This window comes from Salinimicrobium sp. 3283s, from assembly GCF_039602225.1.
GTDB classification, from domain to species: domain Bacteria; phylum Bacteroidota; class Bacteroidia; order Flavobacteriales; family Flavobacteriaceae; genus Salinimicrobium; species Salinimicrobium profundisediminis.
This window is the reverse complement of the sequence record NZ_CP143631.1, coordinates 1,534,526-1,552,744: the sequence shown is the minus strand read 5'-3', so window position 1 is coordinate 1,552,744 and position 18,219 is coordinate 1,534,526. Positions and strand designations below refer to the sequence as shown.

Annotated in this window: 12 protein-coding genes; 10 read left to right on the top strand and 2 right to left on the bottom strand. The window is 42.0% G+C overall.

Features of this window, described 5'->3' with window-relative positions; genetic code table 11:
* Positions 1–15: 15 nt before the first annotated feature.
* Complete coding sequence (locus VS868_RS06815) at positions 16–384, bottom strand: four helix bundle protein (RefSeq protein ID WP_345599646.1); 369 nt, start codon at positions 382–384, stop codon at positions 16–18.
* Positions 385–550: 166 nt separating this feature from the next.
* Positions 551–2,347: a translation elongation factor 4 gene (gene lepA, locus VS868_RS06810; protein WP_345599645.1), complete on the bottom strand. Its 1,797-nt coding sequence runs from the start codon at positions 2,345–2,347 to the stop codon at positions 551–553.
* A 293-nt stretch (positions 2,348–2,640) separates the two neighbouring features.
* Between lepA and VS868_RS06805 the strand changes: the two genes are divergently transcribed.
* From VS868_RS06805 to VS868_RS06760, 10 genes are all read left to right on the top strand, one after another.
* A complete protein-coding gene (locus VS868_RS06805; RefSeq protein ID WP_345599644.1) occupies positions 2,641–3,501 on the top strand; it encodes an ROK family protein in 861 nt (286 codons plus the stop codon).
* A gap of 11 nt (positions 3,502–3,512) precedes the next feature.
* The gene (locus tag VS868_RS06800; protein ID WP_345599643.1) at positions 3,513–4,778 is read left to right on the top strand and encodes a sugar MFS transporter; all 1,266 of its coding nucleotides are present in this window, start codon (positions 3,513–3,515) and stop codon (positions 4,776–4,778) included.
* The gene (locus VS868_RS06795; RefSeq protein WP_266069805.1) at positions 4,775–5,539 is read left to right on the top strand and encodes a creatininase family protein; all 765 of its coding nucleotides are present in this window, start codon (positions 4,775–4,777) and stop codon (positions 5,537–5,539) included. The genes VS868_RS06800 and VS868_RS06795 overlap by 4 nt, the downstream gene beginning before the upstream one ends.
* A 40-nt stretch (positions 5,540–5,579) precedes the next feature.
* Positions 5,580–7,169, top strand: a complete 1,590-nt coding sequence (locus VS868_RS06790) for a beta-N-acetylhexosaminidase (RefSeq protein ID WP_345599642.1) — start codon at positions 5,580–5,582, stop codon at positions 7,167–7,169.
* Between the two features lie 20 nt (positions 7,170–7,189).
* Positions 7,190–8,008, top strand: a complete 819-nt coding sequence (gene murQ, locus VS868_RS06785; RefSeq protein WP_266069808.1) for an N-acetylmuramic acid 6-phosphate etherase — start codon at positions 7,190–7,192, stop codon at positions 8,006–8,008.
* Between the two features lie 161 nt (positions 8,009–8,169).
* Complete coding sequence (locus tag VS868_RS06780; protein ID WP_345599641.1) at positions 8,170–11,391, top strand: TonB-dependent receptor; 3,222 nt, start codon at positions 8,170–8,172, stop codon at positions 11,389–11,391.
* A gap of 19 nt (positions 11,392–11,410) precedes the next feature.
* The gene (locus tag VS868_RS06775; RefSeq protein ID WP_345599640.1) at positions 11,411–13,159 is read left to right on the top strand and encodes a RagB/SusD family nutrient uptake outer membrane protein; all 1,749 of its coding nucleotides are present in this window, start codon (positions 11,411–11,413) and stop codon (positions 13,157–13,159) included.
* Positions 13,160–13,268: 109 nt separating this feature from the next.
* Positions 13,269–14,918, top strand: a complete 1,650-nt coding sequence (locus VS868_RS06770; protein ID WP_345599639.1) for a family 10 glycosylhydrolase — start codon at positions 13,269–13,271, stop codon at positions 14,916–14,918.
* Positions 14,919–14,941: 23 nt separating this feature from the next.
* Positions 14,942–16,381 (top strand): sodium:solute symporter, encoded by a 1,440-nt coding sequence (locus VS868_RS06765; protein WP_345599638.1) that lies wholly within the window; start codon positions 14,942–14,944, stop codon positions 16,379–16,381.
* Between the two features lie 27 nt (positions 16,382–16,408).
* On the top strand, positions 16,409–18,217 hold the full coding sequence (locus VS868_RS06760) for a glycoside hydrolase family 9 protein (RefSeq protein ID WP_345599637.1): 1,809 nt from the start codon (positions 16,409–16,411) through the stop codon (positions 18,215–18,217).
* Positions 18,218–18,219: the final 2 nt, after the last annotated feature.

The following is an 18,219-nucleotide window of genomic DNA, read 5'->3' as shown; positions in this document are numbered from 1 at the left end:
TATTACAGGCTCGTATCAATATTCTGGGTTGTTCTGGTTGAGATATTTCCTAAGCCCAGCAATCATTTTTGAAATCTCTGCCAGCTCTTTTCTGAGGTTATCATAAACTTCTTTATTGATAAATTTCAGCCTAAAGGCAAGAGTAGAGCAAACTACACACTCTTTCAAGGAGTTAAAAGTTGTACGAAGATATTTATTAAAATCTTTATCTGTACTGCCAGAACCTTCAGCAATGTTTAAAGCTATAGAAGTTGAAGCTCTTCTGAATTGGGAGGTTAACCCAAAGAGCTCCTCTGGAGGGAACTGAAGAGTTATTTTATAGACATCGTCAATGAAAACCAGGGATTTCTGGTAAACTTTTAAGTCTTCAAATTTGAATAGCATAAGTTGTTAATTAAAGGCATCTAAGGATCATAGAATTAACAACTTACAACTTTAAAAGACTCATAAAGAAGATTAAAATAATAGGCAGTTGTATTATTAGTAATATTTCTTTACCAATTTTACTACCGTCTACCAACTAGAGTCTACTAACTTAAGTTAAACGATTCTAATCATTCAACTTAAGTACTGCCATAAAAGCTTCCTGAGGAATTTCTACGTTTCCAACCTGGCGCATTCTTTTCTTACCTTTTTTCTGCTTTTCAAGAAGTTTCCTTTTTCGGGAAATATCTCCACCATAACATTTCGCGGTAACGTCTTTTCTAAGTGCTTTTACAGTTTCCCGGGCAATGATCTTGGCACCAATAGCTGCCTGAATAGGAATATCAAACTGTTGTCTTGGAATTAATTCCTTCAGCTTTTCACACATTTTCTTTCCAATATCATAAGCATTATCAACGTGCAGGAGAGCCGAAAGGGCATCAACTACATTGCCGTTGAGTAATACATCAACCTTCACAAGCTTGGAAGCTCTCATACCTATTGGAGAATAGTCAAAAGAAGCATAACCTTTAGAAACTGTTTTTAACCTGTCATAAAAGTCAAATACAATTTCGGCCAGAGGCATATCAAAAGATAGCTCTACACGGTCGGTTGTCAAATAGGTTTGATTGGTAATTTGGCCTCGCTTCTCAATACATAAAGACATTACCGGCCCTACAAAATCGGCTTTTGTAATGATGGTAGCTTTAATAAAAGGTTCTTCAACCCTGTCCAGACTTGAAGGTTCGGGAAGATCGGATGGGTTGTTCACCAGGATCACCTGGTCTCTGTTCTTATGCGTATATGCGTGGTAGGAAACGTTTGGAACTGTGGTAATCACAGTCATATCGAATTCCCGCTCTAAACGCTCCTGAATGATCTCCAGGTGAAGCATTCCGAGGAAACCGCATCGGAAACCAAATCCCAGTGCCGCAGAACTTTCGGGCGTGAAAACCAGGGAAGCATCGTTAAGCTGAAGTTTTTCCATAGAAGCGCGCAGATCTTCATAATCTTCGGTATCTACAGGGTATATTCCGGCAAAAACCATAGGTTTAACGTCTTCAAATCCCGGTACTGCTTCAGTGGTAGGGTTTTTTGCATCGGTGATGGTGTCTCCTACCTTTACTTCTTTAGCTTCTTTTATCCCGGTGATGAGGTAACCTACATCTCCGGTCTTAATCTCCTGTCTTGGAAACTGTTTCAGCCTTAAAGTACCTACTTCATCGGCAAAATAATCTTTATTGGTGGCGACAAACTTGATGTTCTGTCCCTTTTTTATAGAACCGTTAATTATACGGAAATAAGTTTCAACACCGCGGAAAGGGTTATAAACTGAATCAAATATCAAAGCTCTCAATGGGGCATCTACCTTTCCGGAAGGTGGCGGAATACGTTCAATGATCGCGGCAAGAATTTCTGTAATTCCAAGTCCGGTCTTTGCACTGGCAGGAATAATATCAGATGGGTCGCACCCTAAAAGATCTACAATATCATCGGTTACTTCTTCAGGATTTGCACTTGGCAGGTCTACCTTGTTCAACACAGGGATAATCTCCAGGTCATTTTCAAGTGCGAGGTACAGGTTTGAAATTGTTTGTGCCTGTATGCTCTGTGCTGCGTCAACTACCAGTAAAGCTCCTTCACAGGCAGCAATAGAGCGTGAAACTTCATAAGAGAAATCTACGTGGCCGGGAGTGTCAATAAGGTTGAGAATATACTGCTCGCCCTTATAGGTGTAATCCATTTGAATCGCATGGCTCTTAATGGTTATTCCTCTTTCTCTCTCCAAATCCATACTGTCTAGCAGCTGCTCCTGCTTCTCCCTGTCGGTAACAGATCCTGTGGAATCCAATAAGCGATCGGCCAGCGTGCTTTTTCCGTGGTCAATATGGGCTATAATGCAAAAATTCCGAATGTTCTTCATAAATCAATTTCAACAAAGTTTTCCTTCGCAGAGAACCTTTCTGTTTAAAAGATACAAATATAGTTTTTTTAAAAGGCTGTAAAGAAAAATTATCTGCTAACCCTGGGTGTCAAAAATGGCATTTTTGAATTAGATTTTCTGTGCATAACTTTTATAAAAAATTTATAAAAGTATTTGCATATTTTAAAAATAAAAGGCTTCTTTGTAGAGCTTCCCCTCATAATTCAAGGGAATTTCCTTGTTGAATGTTGGTGGGGAGAATTCATTGCGGCTATAGCCGGTAATAATTTCCTATGAATTACAGGACAATAGGTATAGATATAGGAGCGACTAAAACCAGGATTGGAGTCGTTCAAAATGCACAGGTAATTAAGGAAGCCGATTTCCCAACCTCTTCGACGGCTTCAAAACAGCAAATTTTAGATGAACTTTCCGCCGGAATCCTAGAGGTTGCCGGGAATGATTTCTACGGAATAGGTATTGGAGTGCCGGGGCTGGTTGATGAGCAGAACGGCATTCTTTTCGATCTGTTGAATATCCCATCTTTTAAGGAAGTACACCTAAAAGACTTTTTAGAGCGACGTTTCAACAAACCCGTTCGTGTGACCAATGATGCAAACGTTTTCGCCCTGGGTGAAAAGATGTTTGGCGAGGGGAAACCCTTTAAAAATATGGTTGGCGTCACATTGGGGTCAGGATTTGGGTGCGGAATTATCATACACGACCAATTGTATTCCGGAGCATATTCAAGTGCAGGGGAAATAGGTGGTATTTCTTATCTCGACGGTACAGTGGAAGATTATTGTAGCGGGAAATTTTTTAAAGCACATGGCGTTTCCGGAAACGAAGTTTTTAAAAAGGCGCAGGCGGGAGATAAAGATGCCCTGTTGCTTTTTGAAGAATTTGGGATACATCTTGGTAATGCTATAAAGCTCATTTTAAATGTTCTTTCGCCACAAGCTGTATTACTGGGAGGATCTATAAGTAAAGCTTTTCCATTTTTTGAAGCCGGGCTTCAAACCACAATAGACAGTTTCCCTTTTAAGAAGGTGAGGGAACAACTGCTTGTTAAACCTTCAAACACTTTAAATATTGCCCTTTTGGGGGCTGCAGCATTAATTTTGGCTGAAGCACCTGAAACTGTAGACTACTAATTTAATTCCCTATGGCTAAAACTACTCAAAACAAAAACTCGGCAGCTGCTAACGATTCCGGTGCCACCCGTTCAATAATCATTATTGGGGCACTTTTCTTCATTTTTGGATTTGTTACCTGGCTAAATGCCCTTTTGATCCCATATCTCAAGATTGCTTGTGAACTCACCACCTTTCAGGCTTACTTTGTAACCTTTGCTTTTTATATCGCTTATGTGGTCATGGCACCTATCTCTACCAGGACACTTAATCATTTCGGCTTCAAAAAAGGAATGTCGGTGGCTTTGGGGGTAATGGCCCTTGGAGCTGTGTTGTTCATTCCGGCGGCATTGAGCCGCACTTACCTGATCTTTTTGCTGGGCTTGTTCGTTATGGGTGGAGGACTCGCAATTCTTCAAACTGCAGTAAACCCTTATGTAACTATTGTTGGGCCGGCAGAGAGTGCTGCAAAAAGAATTAGTATCATGGGAATCTGTAACAAGCTTGCAGGTGCCATCGCGCCAATTTTGATAGGGGTTTTCCTGCAGTTAGATAAAGCTGAAGTTCTTGTAGGAACTACAGATGAAGCTGCTTTAGATGAAATGGCACTTCGTGTAATTCCTCCTTATATTGGAATTATCATCGTGTTGCTCGCTTTGGCATTTTGGGTTTATAAATCAAGTCTTCCTGAAGTTGAGGCCGAAGATGAAGACGATGCTACCGCTCTTCAGAAAACTTCTAAAAAAATCACCGATTACCCGCACGCTATTCTGGGTGTGATTACGCTTTTTATATATGTAGGTGTTGAAGTTATCGCTGTTGATACTATCATTGACTACGGAATCTTTCAGGGGTTCGATTTTGAAACAGCTAAAGGCTTTACCACCGGTACTATGGCTGCCATGATTATTGGTTATCTTTTAGGGATCGTGGCTATTCCGAAGTATATAAAACAGGAAAATGCATTGAAAGTTTGTGCTATTCTTGGAGTAGTGTTCACTGTGGGCGCAATTTCCACTTCTGGCTTTATATCTGTAGCATTTATCGCTCTTCTAGGTCTGGCAAATTCTTTAATGTGGCCGGCAATTTGGCCTCTTGCACTGGCAGATGTAGGGAAACTTACAAAAGCAGTTTCCTCGCTACTCGTTATGGGAATTGCGGGAGGTGCTGTCATTCCCCTTGCTTATGGTGGTTTGGCTGAAGCTATAGATAAACAATCGGCTTACTGGATAGCTGTACCGCTTTACTTGTTTATTCTTTACTATGCCGTTGCAGGACACAAAATTAGAAAGGCATGAGACCCTACATACTGGCAGAATCTAACTGGAAAACTGTAAAAGAGCAAAAAACTGAAGTAGCTGTGCTCACCTGGGGCGCTACCGAAGCTCACAATTTTCACCTGCCTTATGCTACAGATAATTATCAGATAGAAGCAATTGCTGCCGAGGCTGCTAAAAAAGCATGGGAAGCAGGAGGGAAGGTGCTCGTATTGCCAAATATTCCGTTTGGGGTGAATACCGGGCAGACAGAAGTTGACCTTTGTATGAACTTATACCCCTCCACCCAGCTGGCCATTCTTAATGATCTTGTAGAGGTTCTTGACAGAAGTGGAGTTAAGAAGCTACTATTATTAAACGGTCACGGCGGAAATAATTTTAAAGCCCTTTTGAGAGAGGTAGGCGCAAAGTATCCAAAAATGCTACTTGTGACTACAAGTTTTTTTCAGACGGTAGACCGGAAGGAGTTCTTTGAAGAAGCCGGAGACCACGCCGATGAAATGGAGACCAGCTTAATGTTGCACCTAAGACCCGAACTCGTGCTGCCCTTAGAAGAAGCCGGAAATGGAGAAGAAAAACATTCAAGGTTAACCGCCATCAAAGAGGGCTGGGCCTGGAGTGAAAGAAAGTGGCACATGGTGTCGGCAGATACTGGTATTGGAGATCCCAGGAAAGCTTCCGAAGAAAAAGGGAAGCGGTTTTTTGATGCCGTAACCCGTCAGGTGGCAGATCTCTTGCTCGAAATGGATAAAATTAAGAATGAGGATCGGTACGAGGAATAAAAAACCCGGTCGAAATTTATAACCCTACAAAAATGTCATTATGAAATACCTTTTTAGAGGCCTTGGTTTCTTACTTTTTGCCGCCGTACTTAGTTCTTGTGGAGGAACAGAAACTGTAAATGCACCACAGGCTACTGTAATTCCCGAAATACCTGCCTTAATCCCGTTGCCTGCACAGGTGAGCTGGGAAGATAAAGCCTATGTGATTCCTGAACAAAATACCATTTGCTATTCCGGAGAAGGAAAGGAGGCTTCTCAATGGCTTGAGACTCTGCTTCAAAAAGCAGGCTTATCAGTTTCTACCAGTGCTTCCGATAACTGCGGAAACTGGAAAATTGAACAGGATAGTTCCTTAAATTCTTCTTTAGGAGAAGAAGGTTATCAATTGATGATTTCCGAAGAAGGCGTTCTGCTGAAGGCTGCTTCAAAAGCCGGACTTTTCTACGGAATTCAGACGCTGCGCCAAATGTTTCCCGCAGAGATCGAAAGCCAAAGTTTAGAAGATCAGGTAGTGCTTAGGCATACTTCTATTGAAGATAAGCCAGAATTTGGATGGAGAGGTACCATGGTAGATGTGGCCCGTAGTTTCTTTGATCTGGATTATTTAAAGCGGCACGTTGACAGAATGGCGCTGTATAAGATGAATCGCCTCCACCTGCACCTTACCGATGATCAGGGCTGGAGAATAGAGATTATGGGCTGGCCCAAACTTACCGAGGTAGGTGGGAATAGCTCAGTACGAAGGGGAAGATCAGGGTTTTTGACTCAAGAGGAATACAAAGAACTGCAGGATTATGCTCTTGCAAGAAATATCACTATAATTCCTGAAATAGATATGCCGGGCCATATATATGCTGCTTTACTGGCCTACCCCGAATTAAACTGTGATGAATATTCCAACTTAACTCCAAAAAGGGCAATTCCGCCAGCGATTTTTGAAGATTACAATGTTGGCTGGAGCAAGTTCTGTCTTGAGAACCCAGAGATCTACAAGTTTGTGGCCGATGTGGTTGAAGAAATGGCCGAAATCACCAAGGGGCCATGGCTGCATATTGGGGGAGATGAGATTGAAGACCCTAGATATAAAGAGTTTGTTGTAAAGGCAGATTCTATCGTGCAGTCTTTTGGTAAAACCACTATTGGCTGGGAAGAAGTTACTAAAGCTGAGGTGAGTTCAAATCTTATTAGCCAGAGGTGGCATGGAAAAGTTGAGAGTGTAGTGAAAGATATTAAAGTAATCCACTCCCTATGTACACAGCTTTATCTTGATCATGCAAATGTCACAGGGCAGGAAAATACCAATAACTGGTGTAAAAAAGATGGGGTTAGCCTTGAAGATACTTACAGTTTTATAAAAGACCATGAAAATGTGATTGGAGTTGAGGCAGCTGTTTGGAGTGAGTTTGTGCTCAGCGACGAAATGATGGACAATAGGTTCTGGCCCCGCGCTATTGCAGCGGCAGAAGTAGGCTGGACTAGCGGAGATAAAAGAGAATATCAGGAATTTACTACACGACTTGGAAAGCACGGCGATAGATTAAGAGCCCTCGATATTAATTTTCACAGAACACCTGGCGTAAACTGGGGTGTCGAAAAAGCCATTCCGGGAGTCTTTTCAAATATCAAATAAGTTTCAGAATATATACAGCAATGGAGAATAAACCAACAACCGAGAGGTCATCAAATTATGATCATCTTGAGAAAATGAGTACGCAAGAATTACTCACCAATATTAATAACGAAGACAAATCTGTACCTCTGGCAATTGAAAAACAATTACCTGCTATTGAAAAGTTGGTAGATGTCATTGTGACCCGCATGCAGGAAGGTGGCAGGTTGTTCTATATTGGAGCCGGAACCAGCGGAAGATTGGGGGTGCTGGATGCTTCTGAATGTCCACCAACCTTTGGTGTTTCTGAAGATTGGGTGATAGGATTAATAGCAGGGGGCGACCATGCTCTGAGACATGCTGTTGAAAATGCAGAAGATGATTTGGAACAGGCCTGGAAAGACCTGGAGAAATTTCATATAAGTAAAAAGGATGTGCTTGTAGGTATTGCGGCTTCGGGAACTACACCTTATGTGATTGGCGGTGTAAAAAGAGCCAGGGAAGAAGGAATTGCAACGGGGTGTATTACCTGCAATGATAGCAGTCCTTTAGCTGCAGCAGTAGAATTTCCTGTTGAAGTAGTGGTAGGGCCCGAGTTTGTGACCGGCAGTACCAGGATGAAAGCAGGTACCGCTCAAAAATTAGTGCTCAACATGATTTCTACCAGCAGCCTCATCAAAATGGGGAGAGTAAAAGGGAATAAGATGGTTGACATGCAGTTGTCTAACAAAAAACTTGTTAACCGTGGTGTTAAGATGATCATGGAGGAGCTGAAGGTGGAAGAAGAGGAAGCAAAAAGACTTCTTGAGAAATATAAAAGCGTCCGAAAAGTTTTAAGAAATTTTGACTCAGAAAACTGATTAAGATACACTTATGCTAAACTTATATAAAATTTTTAGTTAAGTATGTTCAGGATGACTTATTTATTTTAACAAAGGTTTTTATTATAGTATATTTTAGCTTATATTGCTGCATCTTTTTTTATAAGATCAACTAATGATTATTTAATTCAAACTAAATTATGAGAAGAAAATTACATCTGCTTCTTGTCTTTTTTATTTTAGGCGTTTTGACGAAATCGTTTTCGCAGGAAATAGAGGTTTCAGGACAAGTACTCGATGAATCTGGGATGCCAATTCCGGGAGCATCGGTTTATCAAAAAGGGACTACAGTGGGTACAACTACCAACTTTGATGGTGAATACTCTCTGAATGTAACCGGGAATAATCCCGTGTTAGTTTTTTCTTATGTAGGATTCCAAACCCAGGAAATTCCGGTAAAAGGAAGAAATATTGTTCAGGTAACAATGACCAGCGATGTGCAGGACCTGCAGGAGGTTGTTGTTGTTGGATACGGTGTTCAAAAAAGAGCAAACCTTACAGGGGCTGTATCTACAGTAGACACCGAAGTCCTTGAAGCAAGGCCTATTACCGATGTGGCCCGTGGTTTACAGGGAACCACTCCTGGTCTCACAATTAGTGCACCAAGTGGGCAAATTGGGGATAATCCAATGATCAAACTCCGTGGTAATGTGGGAACCCTTGGGACTGATGGGGGAGCTGAGCCTCTTATTCTTGTTGATAACGTGGAGGTGCCAAACCTTCAAATGATCAACCCGCAGGATATTGAAAATATTTCTGTGCTAAAAGATGCAGCTTCAACTTCTATATATGGTGCACGTGGTACATGGGGGGTAATTCTTATCACCACCAAGAAAGGACAAAGAAATACTGCTCCTACAGTTTCTTATTCTAATAACTTCAGCTGGCAAACTCCTACTACCATGCCTGAGATCGCACCGGCAGCCGATGGGGCCGAAATGGCTCTTGCAGCTGTGAGAAGAAGAATTCCAGACCTTCCTTCTTTTGGTACTGTTGGTATGTACTTTGACGACCTTGCAGTACAAAAAATGCGAGAGTGGGAACAACAATATGGTGGTCAGGATCTGGGCCCTGAAATGGTGCTTGGACGCGATTTTGAAATTAGGGATGGCCGTTTATTCTTCTACCGTTCCTGGGATGCAATGGATCTTTTTGTAAAGGAATGGACTCCTCAACAAAAGCATGACCTATCTGTTTCAGGTGGTAGTGAGAACACAAACTATTATCTTGGTCTTGGATACCTTGACCAGGTGGGGGTATTAAAAACAAACCCCGATGAATACCAGAGGTATAACGTTAATCTTAGTGTTAACTCTTCTATTACCGATTGGTTCTCTACACGGGCAAACATTCAATATAATAGCTCTTCAACCACACAGCCTTTCTATTTCTCAAGTGCCACATACGATCCGTGGTACTATGTTACCAGGTGGCCGGCTGTATATCCTTATGGTACTTATGAAGGTCATCCGTTCAGAAATCACATTTCTGAAGTAGAGCAGGCAAATATGAATGAGTATACAGATAACATGACAAGGATAACACTGGGAGGAACATTGACTCCTATTGATGATCTTTCTATTGATTTTGATTATACCCATGACCGTAACGAAGGCCATGAACACAGGGTTGGTGGTGTACTTTCAGCTTATAATTTCTGGTCTACAGGCTCAAACCTTGTATATGAACCGTATAGTAGTGCGTCATATAACAGGGTAGAATATGCCTCTGACTGGAGTAACCGAAATACAGCAAAAGCTTTTGCCACATACAATAAGTTACTGGGAGAAGATCATGATATTAAGATAATTGCAGGGGGAGACTACGAAGAGTACGAGTACTGGTACCATTCTTCCCAAAGGAGAAATTTAATTGACCCAGACAAGGGGGAATTAGATTTGGCGACTGGTGATCAATTTGTTAATGGAGACAGGAACAAATGGAAAAATCTTGGTTTCTTCGGAAGAATCAACTATTCTTTCCAGGATAAATTGTTACTGGAAGTGAATGGACGTTATGATGGAGCTTCTCTTTTGTCAGCAGATAAAAAATGGGCATTCTTCCCATCTTTCTCGGCAGGTTACGTACTTTCTGAAGAAGATTATATGGATTTTAGTAAGCAATACCTGTCTTTCCTGAAATTGAGAGGTTCCTGGGGATCTTTGGGAAATCCAAATGCTGATTTAGAAAGTATCTATCGTATAATGGAGCCTGATGATTCAGATTGGATAATTGATGGTTCTAACAAGGTTACTGTAGGAACACCTCCTGCGCAACCTGCCAGCTTAACCTGGGAAACAGTGACCACTCTCGATCTTGGAGTTGATACAAGGTTTTTCCAGAACAGGCTGGGACTAAGTTTTGACTGGTATGAAAGGGTGGTTAGCGACATGCACAGTGAAGGTGTAACTCTTCCAAGTTCCTTTGGTACCGACGCTCCAAAAAGAAACTTTGGAGAATTGACCACTACAGGTTTTGAAATTGCCGCCGATTTTAAACATTCTTTTAATAATGGATTGAATATCAGCGCCACGGCAACTTTGACAGATTACGAGGAAGAGATCACGAAGTTTGCCACTACGACAATGAGAATTTATGATAACTATGAAGGAAAGATGCTTGGAGAGATCTGGGGATATGAAACCGACAGATTGTTACAGGAAAGTGACTTTAATGCCGATGGCACTCCTGTAGCAGGAATCCCTTCACAGGAACTTTACGAGAACAGCTGGTTCCAGTATGGCCCAGGTGATGTAAAATACCGTGACCTTAATGGGGATGGTGTGATTAACTATGGAACGGAAACTGTTGGTGATTCGGGAGACATGAAAGTTATTGGGAACTCTACTCCTCGCTGGCAATATGGTTTTAGAATTGCTGCAGACTGGAAAGGATTTGACCTGAGCGTATTTATGCAGGGGGTTGGAAAAAGGGACATGTGGGCAAACGGGCCTGTTGTAATTCCGGGTTACCGTTACAATGAAGGTTGGTATGCGCACCAATTAGATTACTGGACTCCTGAAAATACCAATGCATTCTATCCACGACCAACAGACCAGTCTCAGTCAAATGAAATAAGGAACTTTATGCCTCAAAGCCGTTACTTACAGGATATGTCTTACCTTAGAATGAAGAACCTTACTGTAGGATATTCGCTTCCGGGCAGTCTTACAGAGAGTTTGGGTATCAACCAGTTTAGGGTCTACTTTAGTGGTGAAAACCTGTTTGAATGGGATAATTTAGATATGCCTTTAGATCCTGAAGTAGATTACACAAGTGCTGGTCTTAACGATCCAAATACTTTTGGACGTGTGTACCCATTCCGTAGAAACCTTTCTTTTGGAATTCAAGCGTCGTTGTAAATAAAAAATTAATAGAAGTATGAAGACTACGAAATTATATTTAATGCTTTTTCTGGCCCTTGGAACTATAAGCTGTGAAAAAGATTTTCTGGATGTGCCGCCCACAAACCAGTTTGAAGATCCGGGTTACTGGACTTCAGAAGAAAATGTAGAGACTTTTGCTTACGGCTTTTACCCAGAATATTTTGTAGGGTATGGCTCAGGCTACACCTGGGGAGAATACTTTTCAGGAGAAATTTTAAACGATGATTTTGCCCCATCGGCACCTGCACAATTCACAAGAGTTGCACCTACGTCAGATGACGATTGGGATTTTGAATTCGTGCTTAAGGCCAACATATTTATCGACAGGCTTCAATTAGCCGATATGGATGAAGAAGCCAACGCTCACTGGACAGGAATAGGTCGTTTCTTTAGAGCACTTGAATATCATGATCTTGTTAATCGTTTTGGTGATGTGCCATGGTATGAAGAAGAGATCGCCGAAAATGATGTTGAAAACCTTTACCGTCCTCGTGACTCTCGTGGTTTTGTTATGGACAAAGTGCTGGAAGATTTTAGATATGCAGCAGAAAACGTGAGAGAAGATGTGAAGAATGAAGGCCAAATGGTCAATAGAAACGTTGTACTTGCTTTTATGTCCAGAATATTCCTTTTTGAAGGAACATGGCAAAAATACAATAACGGTGATACTGAAAGAGCGGCAAAATATTTAGAAGCTGCAAAATGGGCTGCGAATGAGGTGATTAAAAGCGGCAAATTCTCCCTTGGAGATTATCGCTCTGTGTTCAACTCGCTGGATCTTTCCAGTGATCCAGAAGTAATTTTGTACCGTGAATATCAGGAGGGAATACTTACTCACGCCCTTAATAGCTACAACAATAAGGAGCCTCAAACCGGGCCATCAAAAGATGCCCTTGATGCTTACTTGGCCGAAGATGGGCTTCCTGTTGAATTATCTCCGCTTTATGAAGGAGACCACGGGGTAGATGAATTATTCGCCAACAGAGACGGAAGAATGTCTGAAACCTTTGTTCCTTACGAATTAAGGGTGAATCAAACCGATGCCAGGTATTCAACCTCTGGGGTGGCAGTACATAAATTCCTAAATGAAGAAATTGCCGACGAACCTATAGGAAGTTCCAACCTTAACCCAACCGATGCTCCTATTATTCGTTATGGTGAGGTTTTGATTAACTATGCTGAAGCTGCAGCCGAATTAGCCACTCTAGGAGGACCTGCACTTACACAGGAAGATCTTGATAAATCAATTAACGTACTACGTGCCAGACCAGAGGTTGACCTACCTTCTTTACAACTCGCTGGAGATATGCCAGCGGTAAATGGGCAGACTTACGATGATCCCGACAGGGACCCAAGTGTACCGGCAATTATCTGGGAAATTCGCAGAGAGAGAAGGGTAGAGTTAATGATGGAAGGTTTCAGGAATGATGACCTTAGGCGCTGGGGTAAATACCATTATGTAGATACAATAGAGAATTACCCTATCAACATGGGGGCATGGATTGATAAAGAAGTACTTCAGGCACAAAATCCTGATGCAGATCTTTCTGCCATTCATTTAGCCGATGCCCAGGGTAATAGGTTACCTGCGAGTGCCACGCAGGGTTACATTGTACCTGCATCTTCACCAGAGGTTCAAAGAACTTTTGAAGACCCAAGGGTTTACTTAAGGCCTCTACCGCTAGATCAAATTAAGCTTTATGCCGATCAAGGGGTTGACCTGGAACAAAATCCAGGCTGGTAATTAATTAACCCAGCCGGTATTTCAGATAAATTAGCCCCCTTTGGTGAAAACCTGGGGGGCAATTTTTTATATTTTTTTGCGTAGTCTATCTATCCCTTACACTTCTATCATGACACGAATTAAAACCTCTTTTATTCTTTTTTGCAGCATACTTTTATTGTTGCAGGCCTGTAAAACCCAAAAATCTACAGCACCTACTCCCAAAGAACCTTCGGAAGTAGCACAAGTACCCCAACCTGAAGCACCTGCCGAACCACAGGAAACTCCTACACCAGCTTCGGCAAATGACACCGGTGCGGTTGTTGAAGAGATTATTGAAGCACCTGTCAATCATCCACAGGCCGATAGGGAATTCCGTGCTGCCTGGGTGGCCACAGTGGCCAATATTAACTGGCCAAGCAAACCCGGTTTAAGTGTTGCAGAACAGCAAAGGGAAGCGATTGCCTTGCTTGACATGCTTAAAAAGAACAATTTTAATGCGGTGATCTTTCAGGTTCGCCCACAGGCAGATGCTCTTTACGAGAGTGAATTGGAACCCTGGTCTTATTACCTTACAGGAAAGCAGGGACAGGCACCTGAACCTTTTTATGATCCGCTTCATTTTTGGATAGAAGCCGCTCATGATCGCGGGCTGGAATTACACGCATGGCTTAACCCTTATCGTGCACATCATTCTTCCAAAGAGATTAGTGAAGAGTCAGTAGTAAAGACCAATCCTGAGCTTGTTGTAAAGCTCAAGAATGGAATGTGGTGGATGGATCCTGCACAAGAAGGGACCAAACAACGTTCAACAGCCGTTGTAATGGACCTTATTAAAAGATATGATCTCGACGGAATTCATTTTGATGATTATTTCTATCCTTATGATTCCTATAATAACGGAGAAGATTTTCCCGATGACAGGAGTTGGACTGCCTATAAAAATACAGGCGGAGAACTCGCAAGAGCAGATTGGAGGAGATATCATGTCAACGACTTTATAGAGAACCTTTATAAAAAAATAAAAGCTGAAAAACCGGCTGTAAAATTCGGATTAAGCCCCTTCGGCATCTGGAGACCAGGGTATCCAAAATCGGTAACGGGCTATGATCAGTATGATGAGCTTTATGCCGACGCAAAACTATGGCTTAATAAAGGCTGGGTAGATTACTACACGCCTCAGTTGTATTGGAAGATAAATACCGAAGGCCAAAGTTTTCCTGTTCTTTTGGGATGGTGGGGTAGCCAAAACTTTGAAAAACGTCACCTGTGGCCCGGTATCAATGTAGGTCTTGGAGGAGATGAGAAAAACATAGATGAAACCATCAACCAAATCATGATTACCCGTGGTATGACGCCAAATAATCCGGGAGTAGTGCACTGGAGCATTGGTCCTCTTGTAAAACATCCGGAGCTTTTAAAGAGCATTTCTGAAGGGCCATATAAAAAGCCGGCATTGGTTCCTGCCAGTCCGTGGTTAGACAATACAGCACCCAAAAGCCCTGTTGTTGTAACAGTTACTGAAGGCCAGTCAATAAAACTTACATGGGTACCTCCTGTCAATGCTGAAGATGGGTTTAAATATGTTGTTTATTTTAAATATGGAGATAGCTGGAGCTACAAGATCTTTGACCGCAATACCAGTGAAACTAAATTTAGCCAGTATGTTGAGAGAAAGAATGGAGAAAAGGTCTATTTAAGCGCTATTGCTGTAACTACTGTAGATCGCTCAGGCAATGAAAGTACTTTTGAGGAAGTCCTCATAAATAAAAAACTGTAATTTATAATCTTTAATACAAACCTATGACACCCCTCCTGGTCTTTGGTATCATTTTGGGATACTTCCTGTTGTTGATGGCAATTAGTCACTTCACCTCTCAAAAAGCCGATAATTCAACCTTCTTTACCGCCAATAGACAATCCCCATGGTTCCTTGTAGCTTTTGGAATGGTAGGGGCATCTTTATCTGGGGTTACTTTTATTTCAGTTCCCGGGGAAGTTGGAAATTCTGGATGGACCTATTTACAATTTGTAATGGGTAATATGGTGGGTTACGCCGTTATTGCATTCGTGTTGATCCCACTTTTTTACAGGCTTAGGCTGGTGTCAATCTATCAGTACCTGCAGGACAGGTTTGGGCAGAATTCCTATCTCACAGGCTCAGGCTTCTTTTTAATTTCCCAAACAATTGGGGCCTCGTTCAGGTTATTCCTCGCAGCACTGGTGCTTCAAATTGCCTTTTTTGACGCCTTTGGTATTCCTTTTTATGTTACAGTCTTTGTCACAATCACCCTTATATGGCTTTATACTTTTAGAGGAGGAATAAAGACTATTGTATGGACAGATACCCTGCAAACCACTTTTTTACTTCTGGCAGTTCTTATTAGTATTTATATGATCGTGGACCAGATGAACCTTGGTGCAGGTGAGGTGGTCAAGGTGATCTCCAATAGCGAAATGTCTACCATATTTGACTGGAACTGGAAGTCTGATCGTAATTTCTTTAAAACCTTTCTCGCAGGGATATTTATCACCATCGCCATGAATGGATTGGATCAAAATGTGATGCAAAAGAATTTGACTATTGAAAAAACCTCCGATGCTCAAAAGAACATTTTTTGGTTCTCCCTTACCTTTTTCTTTTCTACTGTATTGTTCCTCGCCCTTGGGGTGTTGCTCTACAAATTTGCATTAGATCAGGGACTTGAAATTCCACAGAGTACCGATGATCTCTACCCCATGCTGGCTTTAAACCATTTTGGAGTGTTGGCTGGAATAGTGTTTTTACTGGGTATTGTTGCTGCGGCCTTTTCAAGTGCAGACTCTGCTTTAACAGCCCTTACCACTTCTTTTTGTGTAGATATCCTCAATATTCCAAAGCGAAAGCAGGAGAGTCAGAAGAAAACGCGTCTCCTGGTGCATATTGGCTTTACACTACTCATGTTCTGTGTTATTGTGGCTTTCAATGAGGTGAACGATAGCAGTGTGGTAAATTCAGTGTTTAAAGTAGCAGGCTTTACGTATGGTCCGCTCCTCGGGCTGTTTACCTTCGGTTTGCTCACCAAAGTAAAAGTGAAAGATAAATTTGTACCCCTGGTTTGTATTGCTGCCCCGTTACTTTCGGTCCTGCTCGATGTAAATTCTACGGCCTGGTTTAACGGCTATAAATTTGGTTTTGAAATTTTGCTGGTCAATGCGGCCATAACCTGTTTTGGACTATTCCTGTTAAAGAAGCGTACTTAAACTCATAACATCCTTAAAATGTGAAAAATGAGATCCACAAAATTTTTGACAATTGTTAGCCTTCTGTTATTTATTTCTTCAGTTTCAATTGCTTCGGAAGTAGACGGAGACAGTATATTTATTCGGGTTAACCAGGCAGGTTATCTCAAAGAAGATACAAAAGTGGCTATTGCTTTTTCTGAAGCTTCAGTGAAAGGTAACTTCAGCCTTCATGATGCTGAAACAGGCAAGAGGATTTTCCGCGGAAAAATAGTTCCTTCAGAAGTAAAAGCCTGGGGTACATTTTCTCATTACTACAGCCTTGATTTTTCTGAAGTAAAAACCCCCGGCAGGTATTTTATTAAAGTTAATAATCATCGTTCCAAAAGTTTTGGGATTGGGCGTGATCATTCTTATAAAGATTACCATGAAGACCTCATAGGTTTTATGAGACAACAGCGCTGCGGCTACAATCCATTTCTGGATATGGTTTGTCATCAACGTGATGGCAGGAGCATGTACGGCCCCATGCCCGATTCTACTTTTGTAGATGTTAGCGGCGGCTGGCATGATGCAGGCGATCAGTTAAAATACCTCATTACTTCCAGCAATGCTACCGCCAGGATGCTAAAAGCTTATGAACTGGCTCCCGATAAATTTGGTGATAAAGTAAATGAACTGGGGCAGGAGCAGCCAAACGGAATCCCCGATGTGCTTGATGAAGCAAAATGGGGGCTGGACTGGATCCATAAAATGCATGCCGGCCCCAATATGCTTTTTCACCAGGTCGCCGATGATAGAGACCATTTGGGAATGAAGTGGCCCGATAAAGATTCTTCAGATTATGGCTGGGGCCCCAACAGCTACCGTGTGGCCTATTTTGCAAATGGAAAACCACAAGGTCTAAGAGAACATAAAAGCAAGGCTACAGGAATAGCAAATTTAGCTGGTAGATCGGCTGCTGCCATGGCTATTGCGGCCCGCATCTGGAGAGAAGAACTCAATGATCCTGTTTTTGCTGAAAAATGTGAAAAAGCTGCTTTTGAACTTTACGCAATGGGAAAAGAGCAGGAAGGCTACCAGCAGGGAAATTCTTATGGCTCCCCTTATCGCTACAATGAAGACACCTGGGCCGATGACATGGAATGGGGTGCAGCCGAACTCTTCAAAAACACTGGGGATCAGGAATTTTTAGAAGATGCCAAACGCTATGCGAAGCTGGCAAATACTGTATCGTGGACAGACAAAGAGGATGCTGAACATTATCGTTACTATCCATTTATAAATGTGGGTCATTTTGCCCTTTATGAGCATGCAGATGAGGAAACAAAAAATGAACTGGCAGGATACTACCGTACCGGAATTGAGCATGCGCTGGAAAGAGGTGCCAAAAATGCCTTCCAGATAGGGGTGCCTTTTATATGGTGTTCCAACAATCTGGCGGTAGCACTTACCACACAAATGATCCTGTACGAGAAAATGACTGGAGATACCCAGTACCATGATTTTATGCTGGCACAACGTGACTGGCTTTTAGGAAGAAATCCCTGGGGCACCTCCATGTTCATGAATATTCCTGAAACCGGCGAATATCCCGAAGATGTACATACCAGCGTTTGGTACCTTACCAAAAAGGAAGTTCCGGGAGGATTGGTAGACGGGCCTGTCTATGCTTCGGTTTATAATAGTTTAACCGGGCTCCACCTGGCAGAACCCGATGAATTCAGCCAATTTCAAAATGATTTTGTAGTTTACCATGACGATTTTGGAGATTATTCTACCAATGAACCCACCATGGATGGCACCGCAGGCGCAATATTTATGATGGCATATTTTGGAGAGTCACAAAAGCAGTAAAA

What these genes read in the sequence shown, in the direction of transcription:
- VS868_RS06815 (WP_345599646.1), bottom strand. Translation starts at nt 384, where the DNA reads ATGCTATTCAAATTTGAAGACTTAAAAGTTTACCAGAAATCCCTGGTT.
- lepA (WP_345599645.1), bottom strand. Translation starts at nt 2,347, where the DNA reads ATGAAGAACATTCGGAATTTTTGCATTATAGCCCATATTGACCACGGA.
- VS868_RS06805 (WP_345599644.1), top strand. Translation starts at nt 2,641, where the DNA reads ATGAATTACAGGACAATAGGTATAGATATAGGAGCGACTAAAACCAGG.
- VS868_RS06800 (WP_345599643.1), top strand. Translation starts at nt 3,513, where the DNA reads ATGGCTAAAACTACTCAAAACAAAAACTCGGCAGCTGCTAACGATTCC.
- VS868_RS06795 (WP_266069805.1), top strand. Translation starts at nt 4,775, where the DNA reads ATGAGACCCTACATACTGGCAGAATCTAACTGGAAAACTGTAAAAGAG.
- VS868_RS06790 (WP_345599642.1), top strand. Translation starts at nt 5,580, where the DNA reads ATGAAATACCTTTTTAGAGGCCTTGGTTTCTTACTTTTTGCCGCCGTA.
- murQ (WP_266069808.1), top strand. Translation starts at nt 7,190, where the DNA reads ATGGAGAATAAACCAACAACCGAGAGGTCATCAAATTATGATCATCTT.
- VS868_RS06780 (WP_345599641.1), top strand. Translation starts at nt 8,170, where the DNA reads ATGAGAAGAAAATTACATCTGCTTCTTGTCTTTTTTATTTTAGGCGTT.
- VS868_RS06775 (WP_345599640.1), top strand. Translation starts at nt 11,411, where the DNA reads ATGAAGACTACGAAATTATATTTAATGCTTTTTCTGGCCCTTGGAACT.
- VS868_RS06770 (WP_345599639.1), top strand. Translation starts at nt 13,269, where the DNA reads ATGACACGAATTAAAACCTCTTTTATTCTTTTTTGCAGCATACTTTTA.
- VS868_RS06765 (WP_345599638.1), top strand. Translation starts at nt 14,942, where the DNA reads ATGACACCCCTCCTGGTCTTTGGTATCATTTTGGGATACTTCCTGTTG.
- VS868_RS06760 (WP_345599637.1), top strand. Translation starts at nt 16,409, where the DNA reads ATGAGATCCACAAAATTTTTGACAATTGTTAGCCTTCTGTTATTTATT.